Source organism: Acidovorax temperans, assembly GCF_028596105.1.
GTDB classification, from domain to species: domain Bacteria; phylum Pseudomonadota; class Gammaproteobacteria; order Burkholderiales; family Burkholderiaceae_C; genus Acidovorax; species Acidovorax temperans.
On record NZ_CP117193.1, the window covers coordinates 452,972 to 470,861 of the forward strand.

Below are 17,890 nucleotides of genomic sequence, written 5' to 3' on the forward strand. Positions count from 1 at the left end.
CATGAGAACGCCCAGAACAGTGGTGCTCTCTCCGGCGGCCCCTCTTCGGCTGGCCCACGCTCTGGCCTGGCTGCTGCTGAGCCTGTTCCTTTCGGTCGCGTCCGCGCAGGAGTTGGTCGCCGTTCCTCCGCTGCAGGCGCGCGTCACCGATCTCACGGGAACGCTCGCCGCCGATCGTGTCGCCGCGCTGGATGCGCAGCTTCGGGCCTTCGAGCAACGCAAGGGCGTGCAGATCGCCGTGCTGATGGTCCGCTCGACGCGGCCCGAACCCGTCGAGCAGTACGCCCTGCGGGTGGTAGAGCAATGGAAGCTCGGCCGTCGCAAGGTGGACGACGGCGCGTTGCTCCTGGTGGCCAAGGACGACCGCACCGTGCGCATCGAAGTCGGATACGGCATCGAGGGTGCGCTGAGCGACGTGGTATCGCGGCGCATCATCGACGAGGTGATCACGCCGCGCCTGCGCCAGGGCGATTTCGACGGCGGCATCGCCGCAGGCGCCGAACAGATCATGCGGGTGATCGATGGCGAGGCCCTGCCTGCGGCGGACCCACGGCGGCAGGGGCAGACCAACGACATCGGGCAGGCCTGGCCCTTCCTGTTCGTCGCGGCCCTGATGCTGGGCGGAGTGCTACGCAACGCCCTCGGCCGCCTTCCAGGCTCCCTGGTCACGGCTGGCGTGCTGGGTGCCGCTGCGTGGCAGTTGGTGGGCACCTTCGCGGTGGCCGCGGTGGCTGGACTGGCGGGATTCCTCGTCACGCTGCTGGGCATCGGCATGGGTGGCCACGGCGGCATGCACGGGCGCCACCGGGGAGGCGGCTGGCCGGGCGGAGGATTGGGCGGTGGTGGCGGTGGATTCCGCGGCGGCGGCGGCGGCTTCGGTGGCGGCGGCGCGTCAGGACGGTGGTGAGATGAACATGCAACGACTTCTTCGCCACCTTGCGACCACGGATCGCGCAGTCCGCCGCGCCTTCCCCCCGTGCGCGCTGGATGCGATCGAGCAGGCCATCCGCACGGGAGAGTTCCAGCATGGGGGCCAGCTGCGCTTCGTGGTCGAGGGTGCGCTGGACGGATCGCCACTGTGGCGCAACCAATCGCCGGGCGAGCGGGCGCTGGACCTGTTCGCACGCCTGGGTGTGTGGGATACGGCGCACAACAGCGGCGTCCTGATCTACGTGCTGCTGGCCGACCGGGCCGTGGAGATCGTGGCCGATCGCGGCATCCATGCCTGTTGCGGTGCCGAAAGGTGGTCGGCTGTGTGCCAGCGCATGGAGGCCCAGTTTGCGCAGGGACGCTTCGAGGCCGGAGCCCTGGAAGGCATCGTGGCCGTCAGCCACCTGCTGGTGCAGCACTTTCCGCGGGGCGCGGACCACGGCAACGAGTTGCCGGATCGGCCGGTCCTTCTTTGAACGACAACATCCTTGGAGACCTACCATGCAACTTCAATTTCTGGGTGCCACCGGCACCGTGACCGGTTCCAAATACCTGCTGCGCCATGGCGACGCGACCATTCTGGTGGACTGCGGCCTGTTCCAGGGATTCAAGCAGCTGCGCCTGCGCAACTGGGAGCCGCTGCCGGTCGCGCCCAAGACCGTCGACGCGGTCGTGCTCACCCACGCCCACATCGACCACAGCGGCTACCTGCCACTGCTGGCGCGACAAGGCTTTCGCGGCCGGGTTTACTGCACGTCCGCGACGCACGAGCTGTGCAAGATCCTGCTCACCGACAGCGGCCATCTGCAGGAGGAAGAGGCGAAGTTCGCCAACCGGCACGGTTTCTCCAAACACCAGCCCGCGCTGCCGCTGTACACCCGTGAGGACGCCGAGCGCTGCCTGAAGCTGTTCGCGCCACGTCCGTTCTCTCAGGACTTCGAGGCGCTGCCCGGACTCACCGCGCGGTTGACGCCTTCCGGGCACATGCTCGGCTCGGCCTTCGTGCACCTCAACGACGGCCGGCGATCCGTGCTCTTCTCCGGCGACATCGGCCGGCCCAACGACCCGGTGCTGCGCCCGCCGGTGCAGGTCCCCGGCGCCGACTACCTGCTGGTGGAATCCACCTACGGCAACCGCAAGCATGAAGCGTCCGACGCACTGGCGCAGCTGGAGACTGTCATCAACAAGACGGCCGCCCGTGGAGGGGTCGTGGTCATCCCAGCGTTCGCTGTCGGCCGAGCGCAGAGCCTGATGTACGGCATCTACCAGCTCAAGAAGCAAGGGCGCATCCACCAGCACCTGCCCGTGTACCTGGACAGCCCGATGGCCATCGATGCCACACGGCTGTACCACGCCCATCGCGACGAGCACCGGCTCTCGCCCGAGGAATGCGAGGGCATGTGCCATGCCGCGAAGATCGTCAACAAGGTCGAGGAGTCCAAGGCGCTCAGCGCCGGTCGTGGACCGATGGTCATCATCTCCGCCAGTGGCATGGCCACGGGAGGACGCGTGGTGCACCACCTCAAGTCATTCGCGCCCGACCATCGCAACACCATCCTGTTCGCCGGCTACCAGGCGGGCGGCACCCGTGGCGCCGCGATCGTGCACGGCGCGTCCACCGTCCGCATCCATGGCCAGGACGTGCCGATCCGCGCCGAGGTGGCCTCGCTCGACAACCTTTCCGCCCACGCCGATGCCGACGAGATCCTCGCGTGGATGCGCGGCTTCACGCAAACACCGCGCCGAACCTTCGTGACCCACGGCGAGCCGGAGGCGGCCGATGCGCTGCGCGCGCGGATCGACCATGAACTGGGCTGGTCGGTTGCCGTGCCCGAGTACCTGCAGACGGTGGATCTGGTATGACGGCGCACCTGCACGAGACCGGCACCGGCACCGGCACCGGAGAGGATGGCGTGAACACGCTGCAGGCGTGGCGCACCGGCATCGACACCCATCAGGAGCCGGTGGTCTACATGCGGCGCGACTGCCCTGTCTGCCGGTCGGAGGGTTTCACGACCCAGGCGCGCGTGCAGCTGACGGCCGGCCGCCGCAGCATCGTGGCGACGCTCAGCGTCGTCGATGGGGATTGGCTGGCCGAGAACGTCGCTGGCCTGTCCGAATCGGCATGGGCGTCGCTGGGGGCGCAGCCGGGCCAGCTGGTCACGGTGACCCATGCACCGCCGCTGGATTCGCTCAGCCATGTCCGAGCCAAGGTCTACGGCAATGCCCTGGGCGATGCCGAGTTCAGCGCCATCATCTCCGACGTCGCGGCGGGCCATTACTCTGACCTGCATCTGGCCACCTTCATCACCGCCTGCGCCGGCGATCGCCTGGACCTCGCGGAGACCGTCTCGCTCACGAAAGCCATGATTGGCGTCGGTGACCGCATCGATTGGGGGCGCCCGCTGGTGGTGGACAAGCATTGCGTCGGCGGCCTGCCCGGCAACCGCACGACCCTGCTCGTGGTGCCCATCGTGGCCGCCTGCGGCCTCACGATGCCCAAGACCTCCTCGCGCGCCATCACCTCGCCGGCCGGGACGGCCGACACAATGGAGGTGCTGGCGCCGGTGAACCTGGATGTGCGGAGCATGCGGCGCGTGGTCGAACGCACGGGCGGCTGCATCGTCTGGGGCGGCTCGGTACGGCTCAGCCCCGCCGACGACATCCTCATCCGCGTCGAGCGGCCGCTGGACCTGGACAGCGAGGGCCAGCTCGTCGCCTCGGTCCTGTCCAAGAAGGCCGCTGCGGGCTCGACCCATGTGCTGATCGACCTGCCCGTGGGTGCCACCGCCAAAGTGCGCAGCGCGCAGGCCGCGGCGGCGCTCGGTCGGCGCCTGCAGGAGGTGGGCAGCGCCATCGGCCTGCACGTGGCCTTGCGCGTCACCGATGGTGAGCAGCCGGTCGGCCGCGGGATCGGCCCGGCACTGGAGGCCCGCGACGTGCTGGCCGTCCTACAAGGGACGCCCGAGGCCCCGGCCGACCTGCGGGAGCGAGCGTTGCGGCTGGCGGCGGACATCCTCGAAATGGGCGGTGCAGCGCCCGCCGGCGGCGGCCTGACGCTCGCCACGCAGGTGCTGGCCGACGGCCGCGCCTGGGCCACGTTCCAGGCGATCTGCGCTGAGCAGGGCGGCCTGCGCAGCCTCCCGATGGCGGCGCATCTGCACACCGTCGAATCGCCGGCCACGGGACGGGTCTCCCGAATCGACAACCGGCTGCTCGCGCGGGCGGCCAAGCTCGCCGGAGCACCGACCGCCGCTGCCGCCGGCATCGACGTGCATGCGCGCCTGGGCGACCAGGTCGAAGCGGGACAGCCGCTCTTCACGCTGCACGCCCAGGCGCCGGGCGAGCTGGCCTATGCGCTGCAGTTCGTCCGCTCGCGCCCACCGATCTTCCAGATTTCGGAGAACCTATGAAACCTCTCGTTTTTCACCTGCCGGGCGACGAAGACTTCGCCGATGGACTGATCCGGGCGTTGGGCGCGCAGCGGGCTGCCCTGCAACTGCACCGGTTCCCGGACGGCGAGTCGCTGGTGCGGCTGGACGCCGACGTCACCGGCCGCACCGTCGTGATCGTGGCCAGCCTGGCACAGCCGGACGCCAAGGCGCTGCCCTTGTTGTTCGCCGCGGACGCAGCGCGCGACCTCGGCGCCACCCGCGTGTTGCTGGCTGCCCCGTACCTGGCGTACCTGCGTCAGGACCGGCGCTTCAACACGGGCGAAGCCATCACGTCCCGCACGTTTGCTGCGCTGGTGTCGACGGTGTTCGACGGTATCGTCACCGTCGATCCCCATCTGCACCGCTACCGCTCGCTCGGCGAGGTCTACCGGGTGCCGACCCGTGTGGTCCAGTCCGCGCCCGCCATCGCGGCCTGGGTCGCAGCCCATGTGGACCGTCCCGTGTTGATCGGACCCGATGCGGAAAGCGAGCAATGGGTCCAGGAAGTCGCGCGCTTGGCTGGCGCGCCGTTCACGGTGTTGCAGAAGATCCGCCGGGGCGACAAGGACGTGGAGGTCAGCCTTCCCGACACCGCGGCCCTGGCAGACCGCCAGCCCGTGCTCATCGATGACATCGTGTCCAGCGCGCGCACGATGATCCAGGCAATCGCCAGTGTGCGCAGCGTGGGATTGCCGCCACCGGTGTGCATCGGGGTGCACGCCCTGTTCGCCACCGACGCGTACCACGCACTTCTTGCGGCAGGGCCCCAGCGGGTGGTGACCTGCGACACCGTGCCGCATGTCTCCAACGGCATCAGCGTGGTGGCACCGCTGGCGACAGCGGTGCAGGAACTGATGGAAGCCGGCGCGCCATGAGCCGCTGCGCCACGCTCGTCATGACGCTCACGATCGAGGGGAGATGACTGCCCATGTGCTTTTCCGCACCCGCCAGTTTCACGGCCGCAGCGGTTCTGCTGGGCCTGGGGACCGTCACCATGCGCCGGGCCCGCTCACGGCGCGAACTGCCGTATGCCGCCATCCCGCTGCTGTTCGGGGTCCAGCAACTGCTCGAAGGCATGCTGTGGCTGACGTTCCCCGACCGCGCGCCCTTGCTGAACGTGGCGCTGACGCATCTCTACTCGTTCTTCTCGCACGTCCTGTGGCCGATCTACGTCCCGCTGGCTGCGCTGGCGCTGGAGAGCGTCCGTTGGCGCCGTCGGGTTCTGGTGGCCATTGCAGTCGCGGGCGCGCTCGTCGGTCTGTACCTGCTGGCGATGCTGGTGAAGCTGCCCATCACGGCCCGCGTGGTCGGCCAGCACATCCTCTACGACTCTCCGCACTTCTACATGATGACCACGATGGCCCTGTATCTGATCGGCACCTGCGCAAGCCTGATGGTTTCTAGCCACCGGCGCGTGGCGGCTTTTGGGGTGGCCGCCTTTGTCTCCGCAATCGCCGCCTACATGTTCTATGCAACCTGGTTCATCTCGGTGTGGTGCTTCTTTGCCGCTGTGCTCAGCTTCATCGTGCTGTGGCAGTTCCGTGAGCCCCGAGCGAGGCTGGCCGTGCCATGACGAATCCTCCGGCCAGATTCAAGCCCGCACTGGACTACGCGGACTGCGGCCCCACGCAGGGCCCGATGCGCCGCGCGGCGTTCTTCACGGTTCAGTTGCTCGACGGATTCGAGACCATGCGCGATGCGGTCGCCGGCCGGCTGCCGACGGTATTCGCGCAAGCGGGACTCGCGCAAGGCACCAAGATCGGGCACTTCATCGCCGCGTTCTGCATTCTGTCCCTGCACCGGGTAATCGAGGAGGGCTCATGACCGCACAGAACCGTCTGTCCGTTCTGTTCTCCGACATCGCACCGGCGGACCAGGCCGCGCTGCAGCAACGGCTTCCGACCCACTGGCACGCGCATTTCGTCCAGAACGAACGCCTGGTGGTATCCGATGTCGGCGATGAAGACACCGAGGTGCTGTGCGTCTTCGTGCGCACGCGCGTTGACGAATCGGTGCTCCGGTTGCGGCCGCGCGTGCGGCTCGTGGCAACGCGCTCCGCGGGCTTCGATCACATCGACCTGCAGGCTTGCCGCCGACGCGGCATTGCCGTGTGCCACGTGCCGGACTATGGGTCTGCCAGCGTCGCCGAACATGCCTTCGCGCTGCTGCTGGGCGTGGCTCGCCATCTGACACAAGCCCACGAGCGGGCGCGCCAAGGTTCGTTCGCTTACCGCGGCCTCACCGGCTTCGAGCTGGAAGGCAAGACGCTGGGCATCGTCGGGCTGGGCCGGATCGGGCGCCACGTGGCCCGTATCGCCCTGGGCTTCGGCATGGAAGTTCTCGCGTACGACCCGGCCCTCGCCCCATCGCTCGACATCACGGCAGCGCCCATCGCCGGCGTCCGCGTGGTGACGTGGGAGCAGATCCTGCAAAGCAGCGATGTTCTGAGCCTTCATGTTCCGGCCACGCAGGCCACGCACCACCTTCTCGATGGGCAGGCCTTCGCGCGCATGAAACCGGGCATGGTACTGATCAACACGGCACGGGGTGCGCTCATCGACGAGGCCGCCCTGCTGCACGCACTGGAGGCAGGTACCGTCGCCGCAGCAGGACTGGACGTGCTGGAACAGGAAGGGGATCTGTCTCCCGAAGTGCCCACGGGCTGCGGCGGACTGGGTTGCGATACCGGCTGGTCGGCATCCAGCCCACTGCTGACGCATCCGCGTGTGCTCGTGACACCGCATGTCGGGTTCAATACGTCGGAGGCGATCGCGCGCATCCTCGACGAGACCATCTCGAACATCGCAGCCTGGCATGCGGGCCGCCTGCGCAACAGGTTGGATGAGCCATGACGCGACCGAACCGCCCCGTTTCCACCGTGCGTCTTGCGGGCCGCCCAACGCAACGCTCGGCGCTGCGCCGGGCCACGCAGATCGCTATGGCCCTGAGCGGGCTCCTGCTCTGGGTGGCCTGGCACCGGGGCCTGATGCGCTGCGATACCCACCGGGCGGCCGACCGCTTCGCCGAAGTGCTGCAGCGATTGGGCACGACCTTCGTGAAGCTGGGCCAGCATCTCAGCCTACGGGCCGACATTCTGGCGCCCGATGCGCAAGAGGCTCTGGCCAGCCTGCAGGCCAATGTGGCGCCGTTTCCTCCCGAGCAGGCGGTCCAGGAGGTCGAGGCGGCGCTCGGCCGCCCATGGCAGCAGGTCTTCGCACGCTTCGACATGCACGCGCTCGCCGCGGCCTCGATCGCCCAGATTCATCGTGCAGCCCTGCCGGACGGAACGGAAGTGGTGGTGAAGATCCGCCGTCCTGGCGCGGCCGAGCAGGCCGAGACCGACATGCGCATCCTGCGCCGCATCGTCCTGGTCATGCAGGGGCTCGTGCCCTCGCTGCGTCGCTGGGGGCTGGCAGCCATCGTGGACGAGGTTGCGGCCAACTTCCGCTACGAGATGGATTTGTCGCGCGAGGCAGCTTCCGTGCGACGTTTCGCCGACGCCTGGCGCGGCTCTGCCGACATCGTGATCCCCGACGTGGTGGACGGCCTGTGCACGCAGACCGTCATGGTCCAGCAGTTCAGCCACGGAGCTCACCTGCACGGTCTGCCTTCGCCCACCGCGGTGGCGGCCGCGGGCAAACTCGTGGACAGCTACGTCGCCCAGATCTTCCGCGATGGCTTCTTCCACGGCGACCCCCATCCCGGCAACGTCTTCGTGATGGACGATGGCCGCATCTGCCTGCACGACTTCGGCATCGTGGGCCGGGTCGACGGCAACATGCGGCGGGCGCTGGTGGCGTTCGCCCTGGCCTTCGTCGAGCAGGATGCCGAATGGGTGGTCGATGCCTGGCTCGACCTGGGCCTGCTCGGCGACGGCACCGATCGGGCCGTGTTCGTGCCTGTCGTGCGTGCCCTGGTCGCAGACTGCGCACAGAGGCCGCTGAAGGACTGGTCGCTCTCAGGTGCTCTCGCGCAGCTCGTGGCGGCGGGCCGGACCCAGGAAGTCCGGCTGCCCAGGGACCTCCTCGTGCTCACGCGTACCCTGTTGTTGCTCGAAGGGACGGTGCGCCTGCTGGCACCCGAGTTTTCCATCATCGAAGCCATCTCTCGCCACACGACCACGGGCGTCTTCGACGAGCCCAAGTCTGCGGCATCGCAGCGTCTGCCCTATGAACTGGGGAACGCGGCCCACGCCCTGCCCTCCCTGCTGGCGCGGCGTCTGCACAGCGTCTTGCGGCAGGGTGACCTGCTGCAACTGTCGATCAAGCCGGATGCCAGGATGCTGAGCGGGATCGACCGCCTCGGCCGTCGCGTCGCGCTGGCGCTCGTGACGCTCGGCCTGTACATCGCATCGAGCTTGTTGATGCAGCACGGCGTGGGCCCGCGCTGGGGCGACATGCCGGTACTCGCGCTGCTGGGCTATGCGCTGGCGATCCGGTTCACGTTTTCCATCGCGCGCAGCCGCGGCTGAGGCGCCTCATCAAGCAAGGAGTCAGGCATGAACAAGGTTAGAGTGGCGGTGAACGGATACGGTGTGATCGGCAAGCGGGTGGCGGATGCGGTCGCACTCCAGGAGGACATGGCGCTAGCCGGCGTCGCGGATGTGGTGCATGACTATCGCCTGCAGGTGGCCGCGCAGCGCGCTTTCCCGATTTACGCGGCGACCGCTGAAGCCGCACAATCGATGCGTGCTGCGGGGCTTCCTGTCGCGGGCGATCTGGCCGACCTGCTCGCCAACGCGGACGTCGTGGTCGATTGCACACCCAAGAAAGTCGCCGCGGTCAACAAGAGGGCGTACGACGCTGCCGGTGTGAAGTCCATCTTCCATGGCGGCGAGTCCCACGCGTTGACCGGTCATTCGTTCGTCGCGCAGGAGAACTACGCAACCGCGATCGGCCGCACCTCCACCCGGGTGGTGTCCTGCAACACGACGTCGATCGTGCGCACCCTGGGGGCGCTTCGGACAGCGGGCCTGCTCAAGCGAGCCCGCGGGACGCTGATCCGCCGGGCTTCCGACCCGTGGGAAGCGCATGCGGAGGGCATCATCAACACGCTCGTGCCGGAGAAGACGATCCCCAGCCATCAGGGACCGGACGCGCGCACTGTGATCCCGGACCTGGACGTCGTCACGATCGCGGTCAAGGCGCCGCACAACAGCAGCCACCTGCACACCTGGTGGGCCGAACTGACGAGGCCGGCCACGCGCGACGAGGTGCTGGCGGCCTTTCGCGCTGCGCCACGGATCGCGTTCGTGCGATCCTCGGATGGTCTCGTGGCCCTCAACAGCACGGTGGAACTGATGGCCGATCTCGGCCGCCCGCGCGGCGACCTGTGGGAGGTCGCGTTGTGGGAGGACGTGCTTTCGGTCGATGGCGATCAGGCGTACTACACCTACCAGGTCTTCAACCAGGCGATCGTGATTCCCGAAACCATCGATGCCATTCGCGCCTTGAGCGGCATCGAGACCGATCCCCAGGTGTCGATGGCGCGCACCGATGCTTCGCTGGGACTGCAGCGTGATTTCATCCGCGACCGCGTCCAGGTTCGACGATGAGTGAATTCGATGATCCCGCGCTGGTCGGGCTCGGGCTGGCACTCGCTTCGGGACTTCTGATCGGCCTGGAACGGGGATGGCAGCAACGCGAGCGGCCCGAGGGACATCGCGTCGCGGGCGTTCGCACCTTTGCGCTGATCGGCCTGCTCGGCGGCCTTGGCGGGCTGCTGGCCCAGCGCTGGGGAGCCGGCATGCTCATCGCGCTGCTCGTACTCGTCGGGGTGTATCTGGTGGTGGGCTACCTGGTGACGGCGCATATGCATGCCGTGATGGGACTGACCACGTCCGTCGCCGCCCTTGCGACTTTCGCCATCGGGGCGCTGGCGACCAGTGGCGCTTGGCACGTTTCGGCGGTCGCCGCCGTGGTCGTGCTGGCGCTGCTGCGTTTCAAGCAGCTCTTGCACGCCGGCGTCGGCAAGCTGTCCGAGGCGGAGATCAGCAGCGGCACGCAGTTGCTGTTGATCAGCGTGGTCGTACTGCCCGTACTCCCTGATCGTGGCTTTGGCCCCTATGAGGCGTTGAATCCCTATCGCCTTTGGTGGGCCGTTGTCCTGCTGGCAGTGCTGTCGTTCGCTGGGTTCGTCCTGATGCGCTCGCTCGGCAGGAAACGAGGGCTGGTATTCACAGCGCTGCTCGGCGGGATCGTGTCGAGCACCGCCACCACGGCCACGTTGGCGCGCTGGGCCGGGCAGACGCCAGGCTGGCGTCCACTGGCAGCGGCGGGGGCGGCGCTCGCCTGCGCAGCCATGTTTGCGCGCATGGCGGCTCTCGTCGCCATAGCAGCCCCCGGCATCGGCTGGGACCCGGTGGTCATCTTCGTGGCCATGGCCGTGGCTGGCGGTGTTCTGGGGACGTTCCTGGCGGCGCGGTCGCCCGCCGACGACTTGCCCGAACTTCAGCTTGGCAACCCATTGCAGCTGCGCTCCGCGCTCCAGTTCGCAGCCTTCCTGGCCGCGGTGATGCTGGCAGGCCGCTTTCTTGCCGATCGCTTCGGGGATGCTGGCGTCATGCTGACCGCCGCTGCCTCGGGTCTGGTGGACGTCGATGCGATCACGCTCTCGATTGGCCGCCTGGTGACCGAGGGCGCCGTCACCGCCGTTTCGGCCACCCTGGCCTTGTTCATCGCCGCATCCGTCAATCAGGTCACCAAACTTGTCCTGTTGATGTCGCTGGCCGGTAGGGCGCTCGCATGGAGAGTGCTGCCGTCGTACGCGGCCATGGCTGCTGCTGGCTTTGCCGTCGCCCTGGGCTTGACCTGAAACAGCGATCAGCTATCGAAGGCCACCGATCGCGCCAGACTCTCCTGCGCTTCAAGAGCAGACAGCCTGCCCTTGAGCGCCGCCTGGATGACGCCGAAGGCGTCACCGCCCAGCGCCACCCGAAGCGGTGGCTTCTCGCTCGTGGCCGTGTCGAAGATCCGGTGCGCGATCTTCTGCGGATCGAGCGTGTACAACTCGTCACCCGCGTTCTCGAACATCGCGCGAATCTGTCCAGCAGGCGTGTCCTGATAGGCGGGGTTCGCCAGCGCGTACTGCAAATTGCGGCTGAAGCTCGTGCGTGCGCCGCCGGTTCAATGAGTGTGACGAAGACCCCAAACCCCTCCAGTTCCTGGCGAAGGCATTCGCTGAAGCCTTCCAGACCCCATTTCGCGGCGTGGTAAAGACTGCTGGTCGGCAGGGAGCCTTGGCCACTGGCGCTGGAGATTTGGATGATCCGACCGGCTCGCCGTGTGCGCATGGCGGGAATGAAGGCCCGCGTGACGTGCACCGGCGCCAGCAGGTTGAGGCTGATCTGCCCTTCGATGTCCGCGTCGGAAAACACTTCGGTGGCGCCGATGATGCCGCCGCCGGCGTTGTTGACCAGGACATCGGCCGGGCGGCGGGCCTCGGCGCGCTGGACCACGGGTGCGATGTCCCCCTTCACGGTCACGTCGAGCCGTTCGACAACGAGCTGGTCACCGTAGCGTGCTGCCAGGTCGTCGAGCGTCTCGGGACGCCTGACGGTGGCCGTGAGGTCATCCCCCGAAGCCAGGATGATTTCGGCAAGATGGCGACCGATGCCGCTGGATGCGCCGGTGAAGAACCAATGTCTGGACATAAATGCACTAATGTCCATAGAATTTGAGTCATGAGCAGTTTGATCACCGCACCGGCCGTTTTGGCGCATCTTGAGCCTTTGGAGGGCTTGGTGCTACCCCTTCACCTGTCAGGCGAGCGGGGGCGCAATCGGGGGCAGGGTCTACCCCAAGTCGCAGCCAATGACGACCGTACTGCGGTTTTGGCCTGGCTCGCGCGCTACAGGGATTCCGGCTCTTCTAGCGAATAGTAGTGATGGAAATCGCCGTACGTCTGTAGACGGCAATTTCGACGTACGACATTTATCGAGTGCATCACTAGTATTCGCTAGAAGAGCCGGGATTCCCCAGCCACGCTGGCCAGCTACCGCAAGGAGGCGGAAAGGCTGTTGCTCTGGTGCGTGCACCAGCACGGTAAGGCCCTGTCCGATCTGACCCATGAGGACTTCCTCGCATACGAGAGCTTCCTTGGAGACCCACAGCCGGCCGACCGCTGGGTCATGCAAGTCGCCCAGAAGGCACCCAGGTCCTCGCCCAACTGGCGTCCTTTCGCCAAGCCGCTGGACCGGCAGAGCCAGCGCCAAGCACTTTCGATTCTTAACGGCCTGTTCAACTGGCTGGTTCAGGCGGGGTACTTGGCGGGAAATCCCCTTGCCCTTAGGCGTCGCAAGACAGTCGTTGGGGCGACTAAGACGAGCCGCTTCCTGCCGCACGAACATTGGGCCCAAGTGCGTACAACGATTCAGATGCTTCCTACGGCAACACCGCGCTTATTGATCGGGCCCCATAAAGATTGAACTTTCTGCTGATTTTCGCGTTCGAAGCAGCATGGACAAAGAAGACGCGAGATACCAAACCCTGGAGCAGCTTCACGAGCGGCGCAAGCAAGTCATCCGACTGCACAAACGGGGCATCAAAGTCATGGAACTGGTGCAGATGTCGGGCTTGAGCTACCCGGCTGTGCGCAAGGTGCTTGATCTGTTCGAGCAAGGCGGCTGGCCAGCCATCAAACCAGCCGGTCGTGGTCGCACGAAAGGCGATGCCCGATTGCTCACGCCCGAGCAAGAAGTCCACATCCAAAAGACCATCTGCGACAAACGTCCCGAGCAATTGAAGATGGACTTCTTCCTGTGGAGTCGCGCCGCCGTGATGCAGCTTATCGAACAGGAATGTGGCTTGAAATTGGGTGTGCGCACCGTGGGCAAATACCTGGCACGCTGGGGTTTCACCCCACAAAAGCCCATCAAGAAGGCATACGAACAACGCCCCGAAGCCGTCAAGGCCTGGCTAGATGAACACTACCCGGCCATCGAGGCCAAGGCCAAGGCTGAGGGCGGCGAAATCCACTGGGGCGATGAGACCGCACTGGTCAACACCGATGTACGCGGCAGGAGCTATGCACCAGCAGGTGAGACACCCGTGGCGTTCACGGTGGGCAGCACACGCCAGAAGCTGTCGATGATCGCCACGGTGACCAACCGGGGCAAGGCACGCTGGATGATCATTGACGAGGCCTTCAACAGCGACAAGTTGATTGAGTTCCTGGAGGCCTTGATCAAGGACGCGGGCAAGAAGGTGTTCCTGATCCTTGACAACCTGCGTGTACATCACAGCAAACCGGTCAAGGCGTGGCTGGCAGAGAGAAAGGAACAGATCGAGGTGTTCTACCTGCCCAGCTACAGCCCGGAACTCAACCCAGAAGAGCGTTTGAACGCCGACCTCAAGCAGGCCATGGGCAAGCGGGTCCCGGTCAGAACAAAGGCAAAACTGCGCGATGCGGCCAACGAACACATGGCCATGCTGGAGAAGTCACCCGAGCGGGTGATGAGCTACTTTCAGGATCCCCGCGTCAAATATGCCGCCGCTTGAGACTTCATGGGGCCGGAGCAATAGCATCGCAGGCGGCTCGCTACCGCTGGCTGTTCTCATTGCTGTACATCGCAGGACTTCGGATTTCAGAGGTTTGCGATCACACCATGGGGGACTTTTACTGGCGAAGGGGCGCCGATGGCAAAGAGCGTTGGTGGCTTGCAGTGCGCGGCAAGGGAGAAAAAGATCGGAGCATTCGTGCCACGGATGAGTTGGTCTTGGAACTGATGAGATACCGCAGCGCGAACGGGTTACCGCCACTTCCGCGCGAGGGGGACCCGCTGCCTCTACTCTTGCCGCTGATTGGAGGGGCTAAACCTATGGGACGTAGTGCCGTCCACGAACTCATCAAGAACGTGTTTCGCGAGACCGCGACGCGCTTGCGCGCCCTCGGACCCGATCACGAGGCGACTGCGGCTCATGTGGAGAAAGCCTCTGCGCACTGGATGCGGCATACAGCAGGCACCCATCAGAGTGACAACATGGATTTGAAGGCTGTGCGCGACAACCTGGGCCATGCCAACATTGCCACTACAAGCATCTACATCCACACGGAAGACGATAAACGGCACGACCAGACCTCTAAAGAGCACAAGCTCGGGTGGATGCACCCGTGAGATTCACTCGCTTACATGAATGCGGATCATTTTTTTCATGTGGCGAATGAAAATGTCTCTGTGCGTAGCAGATGGCGCCCATGGTGATTCAATTTTCCACTAAACTGAATCATTAACGATGTTGACCCGTGGAACACCTTTCTGAAGTCCTCAAGATCCTGGATGGCGCCCTGAAGTCCAACCAAAGCATGGCTGCGAACTATGCGGGCCTTCTGGCAGACAAGCTCGAACGCAGTGGCAGCCGTCGCGAAGCGTCCGCCATCCGTGAGCGTTTAGCGCGTGTGCCCGCTGCGCTCATTTCAGCGCAGCGCGGCGCACAAGCCCCTGGGTCGTTGGGCGGACTTCCTGTGGATGGCGACAGTCGCTTGAACACGGTAGATGTCAGTCGTCCTTCCGTCGGCGAAGTCCAGTTGCTGCTGCCAAGTGGACTTCAAGCAAGACTGCAGGAATTTCTTTCGTCGGTTTTGCACCATGACAAGCTGCAGGCGGCCGGGGTTTCGCAGCCCCATCGTTTGGTGATGCATGGCCCTCCTGGTACTGGCAAAACCCAGACAGCCAGGTGGATCGCTGCCCAACTGCATCTGCCCCTTCTGACGGTACGTTGCGATACCTTGATCAGCAGTTTACTGGGGCAGACCAGCCGCAACCTTCGACGCGTATTCGACTACGCGCAGGAGGTTCCTTGCGTCCTTTTCCTTGATGAGTTCGACGCGCTAGCGACCGCACGCGGCAACGAGCGTGATGTGGGTGAGCTTCAGCGCGTGGTGATTGCCCTGTTGCAAAACATTGATGCGCTACCTGACGAGACCATTCTCTTGGCTGCGACCAATCACGATCAGCTCCTCGACTACGCCATCTGGAGACGCTTTACGTTCCGGCTCGCCATGCCGATGCCGGATCAGGAATTGCGAGAGCAGCTATGGGCTCAGTTCCTCGGAGCTTATGTACCTTCCCAGTTGAGCGTTGACCAACTGGCTCAGCGCTCGTCAGGACTTTCAGGCGCCGCCATTGAGCAAGTATGTTTGGATGCCAAGCGGGCGGCTATTCTTGCCGCTAAACCGCAGGTCGAGGAGACAGAGGTGTTTCGCCGGCTTGGATTGATGATGGCGATGATGGAAGGTCAGCGCCTGCATAGTTTGAAATCGGAGATCCAATGGCTGCGCCGTTGGCATCCCAGGTTCTTTTCTCAGAGGGTACTGGCCGCTGCTTACGGGGTGTCGCAGCGACAGATAAGAAATGCAATCGAGGAGGAGGATGGCCATGGCGACCAAGGAGATGAAAGCGCCACTTAGCGCGCAAAGTACCAATCCGTTTCATCGGATTCCCTTTCAAAATGCGGATCTTTCCGCACCAGAAAACGGCGGTGGCAGCCTCCGGGAACTGGTCCCCGTAACAGCAGAGTACCGCGAAGCGCTCGTGGGCACATTGGAAAATGCTGCCAGTGCGCTACGCCCGGAGATTGAGCGCTATCCGCACTCGCCAGGGGTGCTGATTCTCAAGTTGCGAGACACCGCGATCGCAAAATCCCACCGACCAAATACTCTGGCAGCAGAAGCTGGTCTCCAACCTGCCGGTGTCGGACGTATCGAGGAGATGCTGGTTGCTGCAAACGCAGCTAGCGTCCAGGCACTCGCCCGGGTTATCCGTACCCGCGAGACGCAGCAGATCAAGGCCAACCTCTCCGCGATTGAGAAAATTCACGCTTGGGACAAAACGCGCCGCATGGTGGGCACGGTTGCAGAATTGCGCGCTCGTGGTCGAGTGTTGCTGAGCCTATTTCGCTACCATGCAGCGGACGCTACGGCACGCAACGTGGATGCGTTGCGCGCCGTTCTGCTGCAACACAACATACATTCAGTGGAGATCCCACAGCGTTGGGGCCCTCCTGTCATGCGCGTTGACCTGGCTGCAATCGGTGATCAGGCGATGGAAGCGCTGAGCATGTTTCCGGGTCTGAGATCCATCTTTCCCGAACCGAGAATACATACCAGTGCGGCTGCCTTCGGCATTGGTCCTGGTCCGCTGCCGCTGCCGCCAGCCGGTGTCGAGCATCCTGTCGTGGGCGTCTTCGATACCGGGACTGCCGCCAGCGCGACGAGTCTGAGGCCGTGGATCGCTTCCACGACTTCGTACGTGCTCCCTCCGGACACAGACTATGTACATGGAACGGCTGTCGCGTCACTGGTAGCTGGCGCCAAGATCCTCAACGGGGACCATGCATGGCTTCCAACCACAAGGTGCCAAGTGCACGACACATGCGGATTGGAGGCGGCTGGAGGCAACACGACGGATCTGATAGTTCGCCTTGCGGAAGCGGTTCGCAATGCGCCTCATGTGAAGGTATGGAACCTCTCCCTGGGAGGTGCTCAGATTGGGGACCATGAGTTCAGCTACTTTGCGCAACAATTGGATGCGCTGAGCGATGAACATCAGGTCCTCTTCGTTGTCGCAGCTGGGAACTATACAGGCTTGCCTCGCCGAGGCTGGCCAGTCGCCGACCTGCATCTTGAGGACCGGCTGAGCAGTCCGGGCGACTCCGTGCGCGCCCTCACGGTCGGTGCCGTTGCGCATCTCGATTCGCCCGGTGCGATGGTGGCAGCAGGCCATCCTGCGCCTTACTCCCGTCGGGGCCCGGGGCCTGTATTTACACCCAAACCGGATTTAGTCCACGCTGGAGGTGGTGTGCATGAACAGTGGGACGTTGGACCGAGCAGCTTGCAAATGCTCCACCCTTTTGACGCGCTGTACGGCAGTTTCGGAACAAGCTTCGCCACGCCGATTGTGAGTTCGGTGGCCGGTCACGTGTGGCAAAGCCTCGATGGAAATCCCGACGTAGCAGTCGCTCCTCACATGGTGAAGGCACTGCTGATCCATGCTGCGCGCTTGGCTTCTCCAGACTATGGCGCTCTAGAAAGGCGCTACTATGGGTGCGGTATTCCGCAAGACGCGTTGTCCGCCCTTTATGACAGCGATGACTGCTTCACGATGATGTTTGAAGCGTTGGTGGTGCCTGGCTTCAAATGGCGCAAAACTCCTTATCCCATCCCCGCCTCGTTGATGCACAACGGAAAGCTCAGGGCCGAGGTGATCATCACTGCTGCCTACTCGCCACCGTTGGACCCCAATGCCGGGGCCGAGTACGTACGTGCCAATGTCAACGTGAGTTTTGGTGTGCTGGATGGCTCGCGGATTTCCGGAAAGGTTCCCATGGAGGGTGAAGCGGGGACCACTGGTTACGAAGCCGCTCAAATCGAGCACGGCGGCAAATGGTCTCCGGTCAAACTGCACCGCAAGAAATTCCCGCAAGGGGTGGCAGGTGATCAGTGGGCCATCCAACTAGACGCGTTACTGCGGGCTATTGATCGGGCCCCATAAAGATTGAACTTTCTGCTGATTTTCGCGTTCGAAGCAG

General features: G+C 64.7%; 16 protein-coding genes and 1 pseudogene. 15 read left to right on the forward strand and 2 right to left on the reverse strand.

Annotated features, from left to right (window positions below):
• The first annotated feature begins 1 nt into the window (after position 1).
• From PQV96_RS02100 to PQV96_RS02150, 11 genes are all read left to right on the forward strand, one after another.
• The gene (locus PQV96_RS02100) at positions 2–907 is read left to right on the forward strand and encodes a TPM domain-containing protein (protein ID WP_023083479.1); all 906 of its coding nucleotides are present in this window, start codon (positions 2–4) and stop codon (positions 905–907) included.
• Between the two features lies 1 nt (position 908).
• A complete protein-coding gene (locus PQV96_RS02105) occupies positions 909–1,406 on the forward strand; it encodes a TPM domain-containing protein (protein WP_023083478.1) in 498 nt (165 codons plus the stop codon).
• Between the two features lie 25 nt (positions 1,407–1,431).
• On the forward strand, positions 1,432–2,793 hold the full coding sequence (locus PQV96_RS02110) for an MBL fold metallo-hydrolase (protein WP_003090261.1): 1,362 nt from the start codon (positions 1,432–1,434) through the stop codon (positions 2,791–2,793).
• The gene (locus PQV96_RS02115; protein WP_273624422.1) at positions 2,790–4,343 is read left to right on the forward strand and encodes a thymidine phosphorylase family protein; all 1,554 of its coding nucleotides are present in this window, start codon (positions 2,790–2,792) and stop codon (positions 4,341–4,343) included. Before PQV96_RS02110 ends, PQV96_RS02115 begins: the two co-directional genes overlap by 4 nt.
• On the forward strand, positions 4,340–5,239 hold the full coding sequence (locus tag PQV96_RS02120; protein ID WP_207375355.1) for a ribose-phosphate pyrophosphokinase: 900 nt from the start codon (positions 4,340–4,342) through the stop codon (positions 5,237–5,239). Before PQV96_RS02115 ends, PQV96_RS02120 begins: the two co-directional genes overlap by 4 nt.
• Before the next feature lie 53 nt (positions 5,240–5,292).
• Positions 5,293–5,937, forward strand: coding sequence for a DUF6629 family protein (locus tag PQV96_RS02125; protein WP_273624424.1), 645 nt, complete (start codon positions 5,293–5,295; stop codon positions 5,935–5,937).
• Positions 5,934–6,188: a methyltransferase type 11 gene (locus PQV96_RS02130; protein ID WP_207375474.1), complete on the forward strand. Its 255-nt coding sequence runs from the start codon at positions 5,934–5,936 to the stop codon at positions 6,186–6,188. The genes PQV96_RS02125 and PQV96_RS02130 overlap by 4 nt, the downstream gene beginning before the upstream one ends.
• Positions 6,185–7,216: a hydroxyacid dehydrogenase gene (locus PQV96_RS02135; protein WP_023098526.1), complete on the forward strand. Its 1,032-nt coding sequence runs from the start codon at positions 6,185–6,187 to the stop codon at positions 7,214–7,216. The genes PQV96_RS02130 and PQV96_RS02135 overlap by 4 nt, the downstream gene beginning before the upstream one ends.
• A gap of 86 nt (positions 7,217–7,302) precedes the next feature.
• Positions 7,303–8,835, forward strand: coding sequence for an AarF/UbiB family protein (locus PQV96_RS02140; protein WP_207375478.1), 1,533 nt, complete (start codon positions 7,303–7,305; stop codon positions 8,833–8,835).
• A gap of 27 nt (positions 8,836–8,862) precedes the next feature.
• Positions 8,863–9,918 (forward strand): type II glyceraldehyde-3-phosphate dehydrogenase, encoded by a 1,056-nt coding sequence (locus PQV96_RS02145; protein WP_207375475.1) that lies wholly within the window; start codon positions 8,863–8,865, stop codon positions 9,916–9,918.
• The gene (locus tag PQV96_RS02150) at positions 9,915–11,177 is read left to right on the forward strand and encodes an MgtC/SapB family protein (RefSeq protein ID WP_207375476.1); all 1,263 of its coding nucleotides are present in this window, start codon (positions 9,915–9,917) and stop codon (positions 11,175–11,177) included. Before PQV96_RS02145 ends, PQV96_RS02150 begins: the two co-directional genes overlap by 4 nt.
• A gap of 8 nt (positions 11,178–11,185) precedes the next feature.
• Here the strand turns inward: PQV96_RS02150 and PQV96_RS02155 are convergent, their stop codons facing one another.
• Positions 11,186–11,455, reverse strand: a complete 270-nt coding sequence (locus tag PQV96_RS02155; protein ID WP_226342285.1) for a Rossmann-fold NAD(P)-binding domain-containing protein — start codon at positions 11,453–11,455, stop codon at positions 11,186–11,188.
• An 83-nt stretch (positions 11,456–11,538) separates the two neighbouring features.
• Positions 11,539–12,084: pseudogene (locus PQV96_RS02160) on the reverse strand (SDR family NAD(P)-dependent oxidoreductase); the annotation flags it as partial.
• A 736-nt stretch (positions 12,085–12,820) separates the two neighbouring features.
• Between PQV96_RS02160 and PQV96_RS02170 the strand changes: the two are divergent.
• The 4 genes from PQV96_RS02170 to iteS all read left to right on the forward strand — a co-directional run bounded on the left by PQV96_RS02170 (position 12,821) and on the right by iteS (position 17,853).
• The gene (locus tag PQV96_RS02170; RefSeq protein WP_044395424.1) at positions 12,821–13,861 is read left to right on the forward strand and encodes an IS630 family transposase; all 1,041 of its coding nucleotides are present in this window, start codon (positions 12,821–12,823) and stop codon (positions 13,859–13,861) included.
• Positions 13,858–14,478, forward strand: coding sequence for a tyrosine-type recombinase/integrase (locus tag PQV96_RS02175; RefSeq protein WP_273624428.1), 621 nt, complete (start codon positions 13,858–13,860; stop codon positions 14,476–14,478). The genes PQV96_RS02170 and PQV96_RS02175 overlap by 4 nt, the downstream gene beginning before the upstream one ends.
• 128 nt (positions 14,479–14,606) lie before the next feature.
• A complete protein-coding gene (gene iteA, locus PQV96_RS02180; RefSeq protein WP_054257478.1) occupies positions 14,607–15,770 on the forward strand; it encodes an anti-phage ATPase IteA in 1,164 nt (387 codons plus the stop codon).
• A complete protein-coding gene (iteS, locus tag PQV96_RS02185) occupies positions 15,739–17,853 on the forward strand; it encodes a S8 family anti-phage peptidase IteS (protein ID WP_273624429.1) in 2,115 nt (704 codons plus the stop codon). The genes iteA and iteS overlap by 32 nt, the downstream gene beginning before the upstream one ends.
• Positions 17,854–17,890 lie beyond the last annotated feature (37 nt).

Bases quoted from the DNA above. Each gene is read 5' to 3' on its own strand.
- PQV96_RS02100 (WP_023083479.1), top strand. From the start codon at position 2: ATGAGAACGCCCAGAACAGTGGTGCTCTCTCCGGCGGCCCCTCTTCGG.
- PQV96_RS02105 (WP_023083478.1), top strand. From the start codon at position 909: ATGAACATGCAACGACTTCTTCGCCACCTTGCGACCACGGATCGCGCA.
- PQV96_RS02110 (WP_003090261.1), top strand. From the start codon at position 1,432: ATGCAACTTCAATTTCTGGGTGCCACCGGCACCGTGACCGGTTCCAAA.
- PQV96_RS02115 (WP_273624422.1), top strand. From the start codon at position 2,790: ATGACGGCGCACCTGCACGAGACCGGCACCGGCACCGGCACCGGAGAG.
- PQV96_RS02120 (WP_207375355.1), top strand. From the start codon at position 4,340: ATGAAACCTCTCGTTTTTCACCTGCCGGGCGACGAAGACTTCGCCGAT.
- PQV96_RS02125 (WP_273624424.1), top strand. From the start codon at position 5,293: ATGTGCTTTTCCGCACCCGCCAGTTTCACGGCCGCAGCGGTTCTGCTG.
- PQV96_RS02130 (WP_207375474.1), top strand. From the start codon at position 5,934: ATGACGAATCCTCCGGCCAGATTCAAGCCCGCACTGGACTACGCGGAC.
- PQV96_RS02135 (WP_023098526.1), top strand. From the start codon at position 6,185: ATGACCGCACAGAACCGTCTGTCCGTTCTGTTCTCCGACATCGCACCG.
- PQV96_RS02140 (WP_207375478.1), top strand. From the start codon at position 7,303: ATGGCCCTGAGCGGGCTCCTGCTCTGGGTGGCCTGGCACCGGGGCCTG.
- PQV96_RS02145 (WP_207375475.1), top strand. From the start codon at position 8,863: ATGAACAAGGTTAGAGTGGCGGTGAACGGATACGGTGTGATCGGCAAG.
- PQV96_RS02150 (WP_207375476.1), top strand. From the start codon at position 9,915: ATGAGTGAATTCGATGATCCCGCGCTGGTCGGGCTCGGGCTGGCACTC.
- PQV96_RS02170 (WP_044395424.1), top strand. From the start codon at position 12,821: ATGGACAAAGAAGACGCGAGATACCAAACCCTGGAGCAGCTTCACGAG.
- iteS (WP_273624429.1), top strand. From the start codon at position 15,739: ATGGCGACCAAGGAGATGAAAGCGCCACTTAGCGCGCAAAGTACCAAT.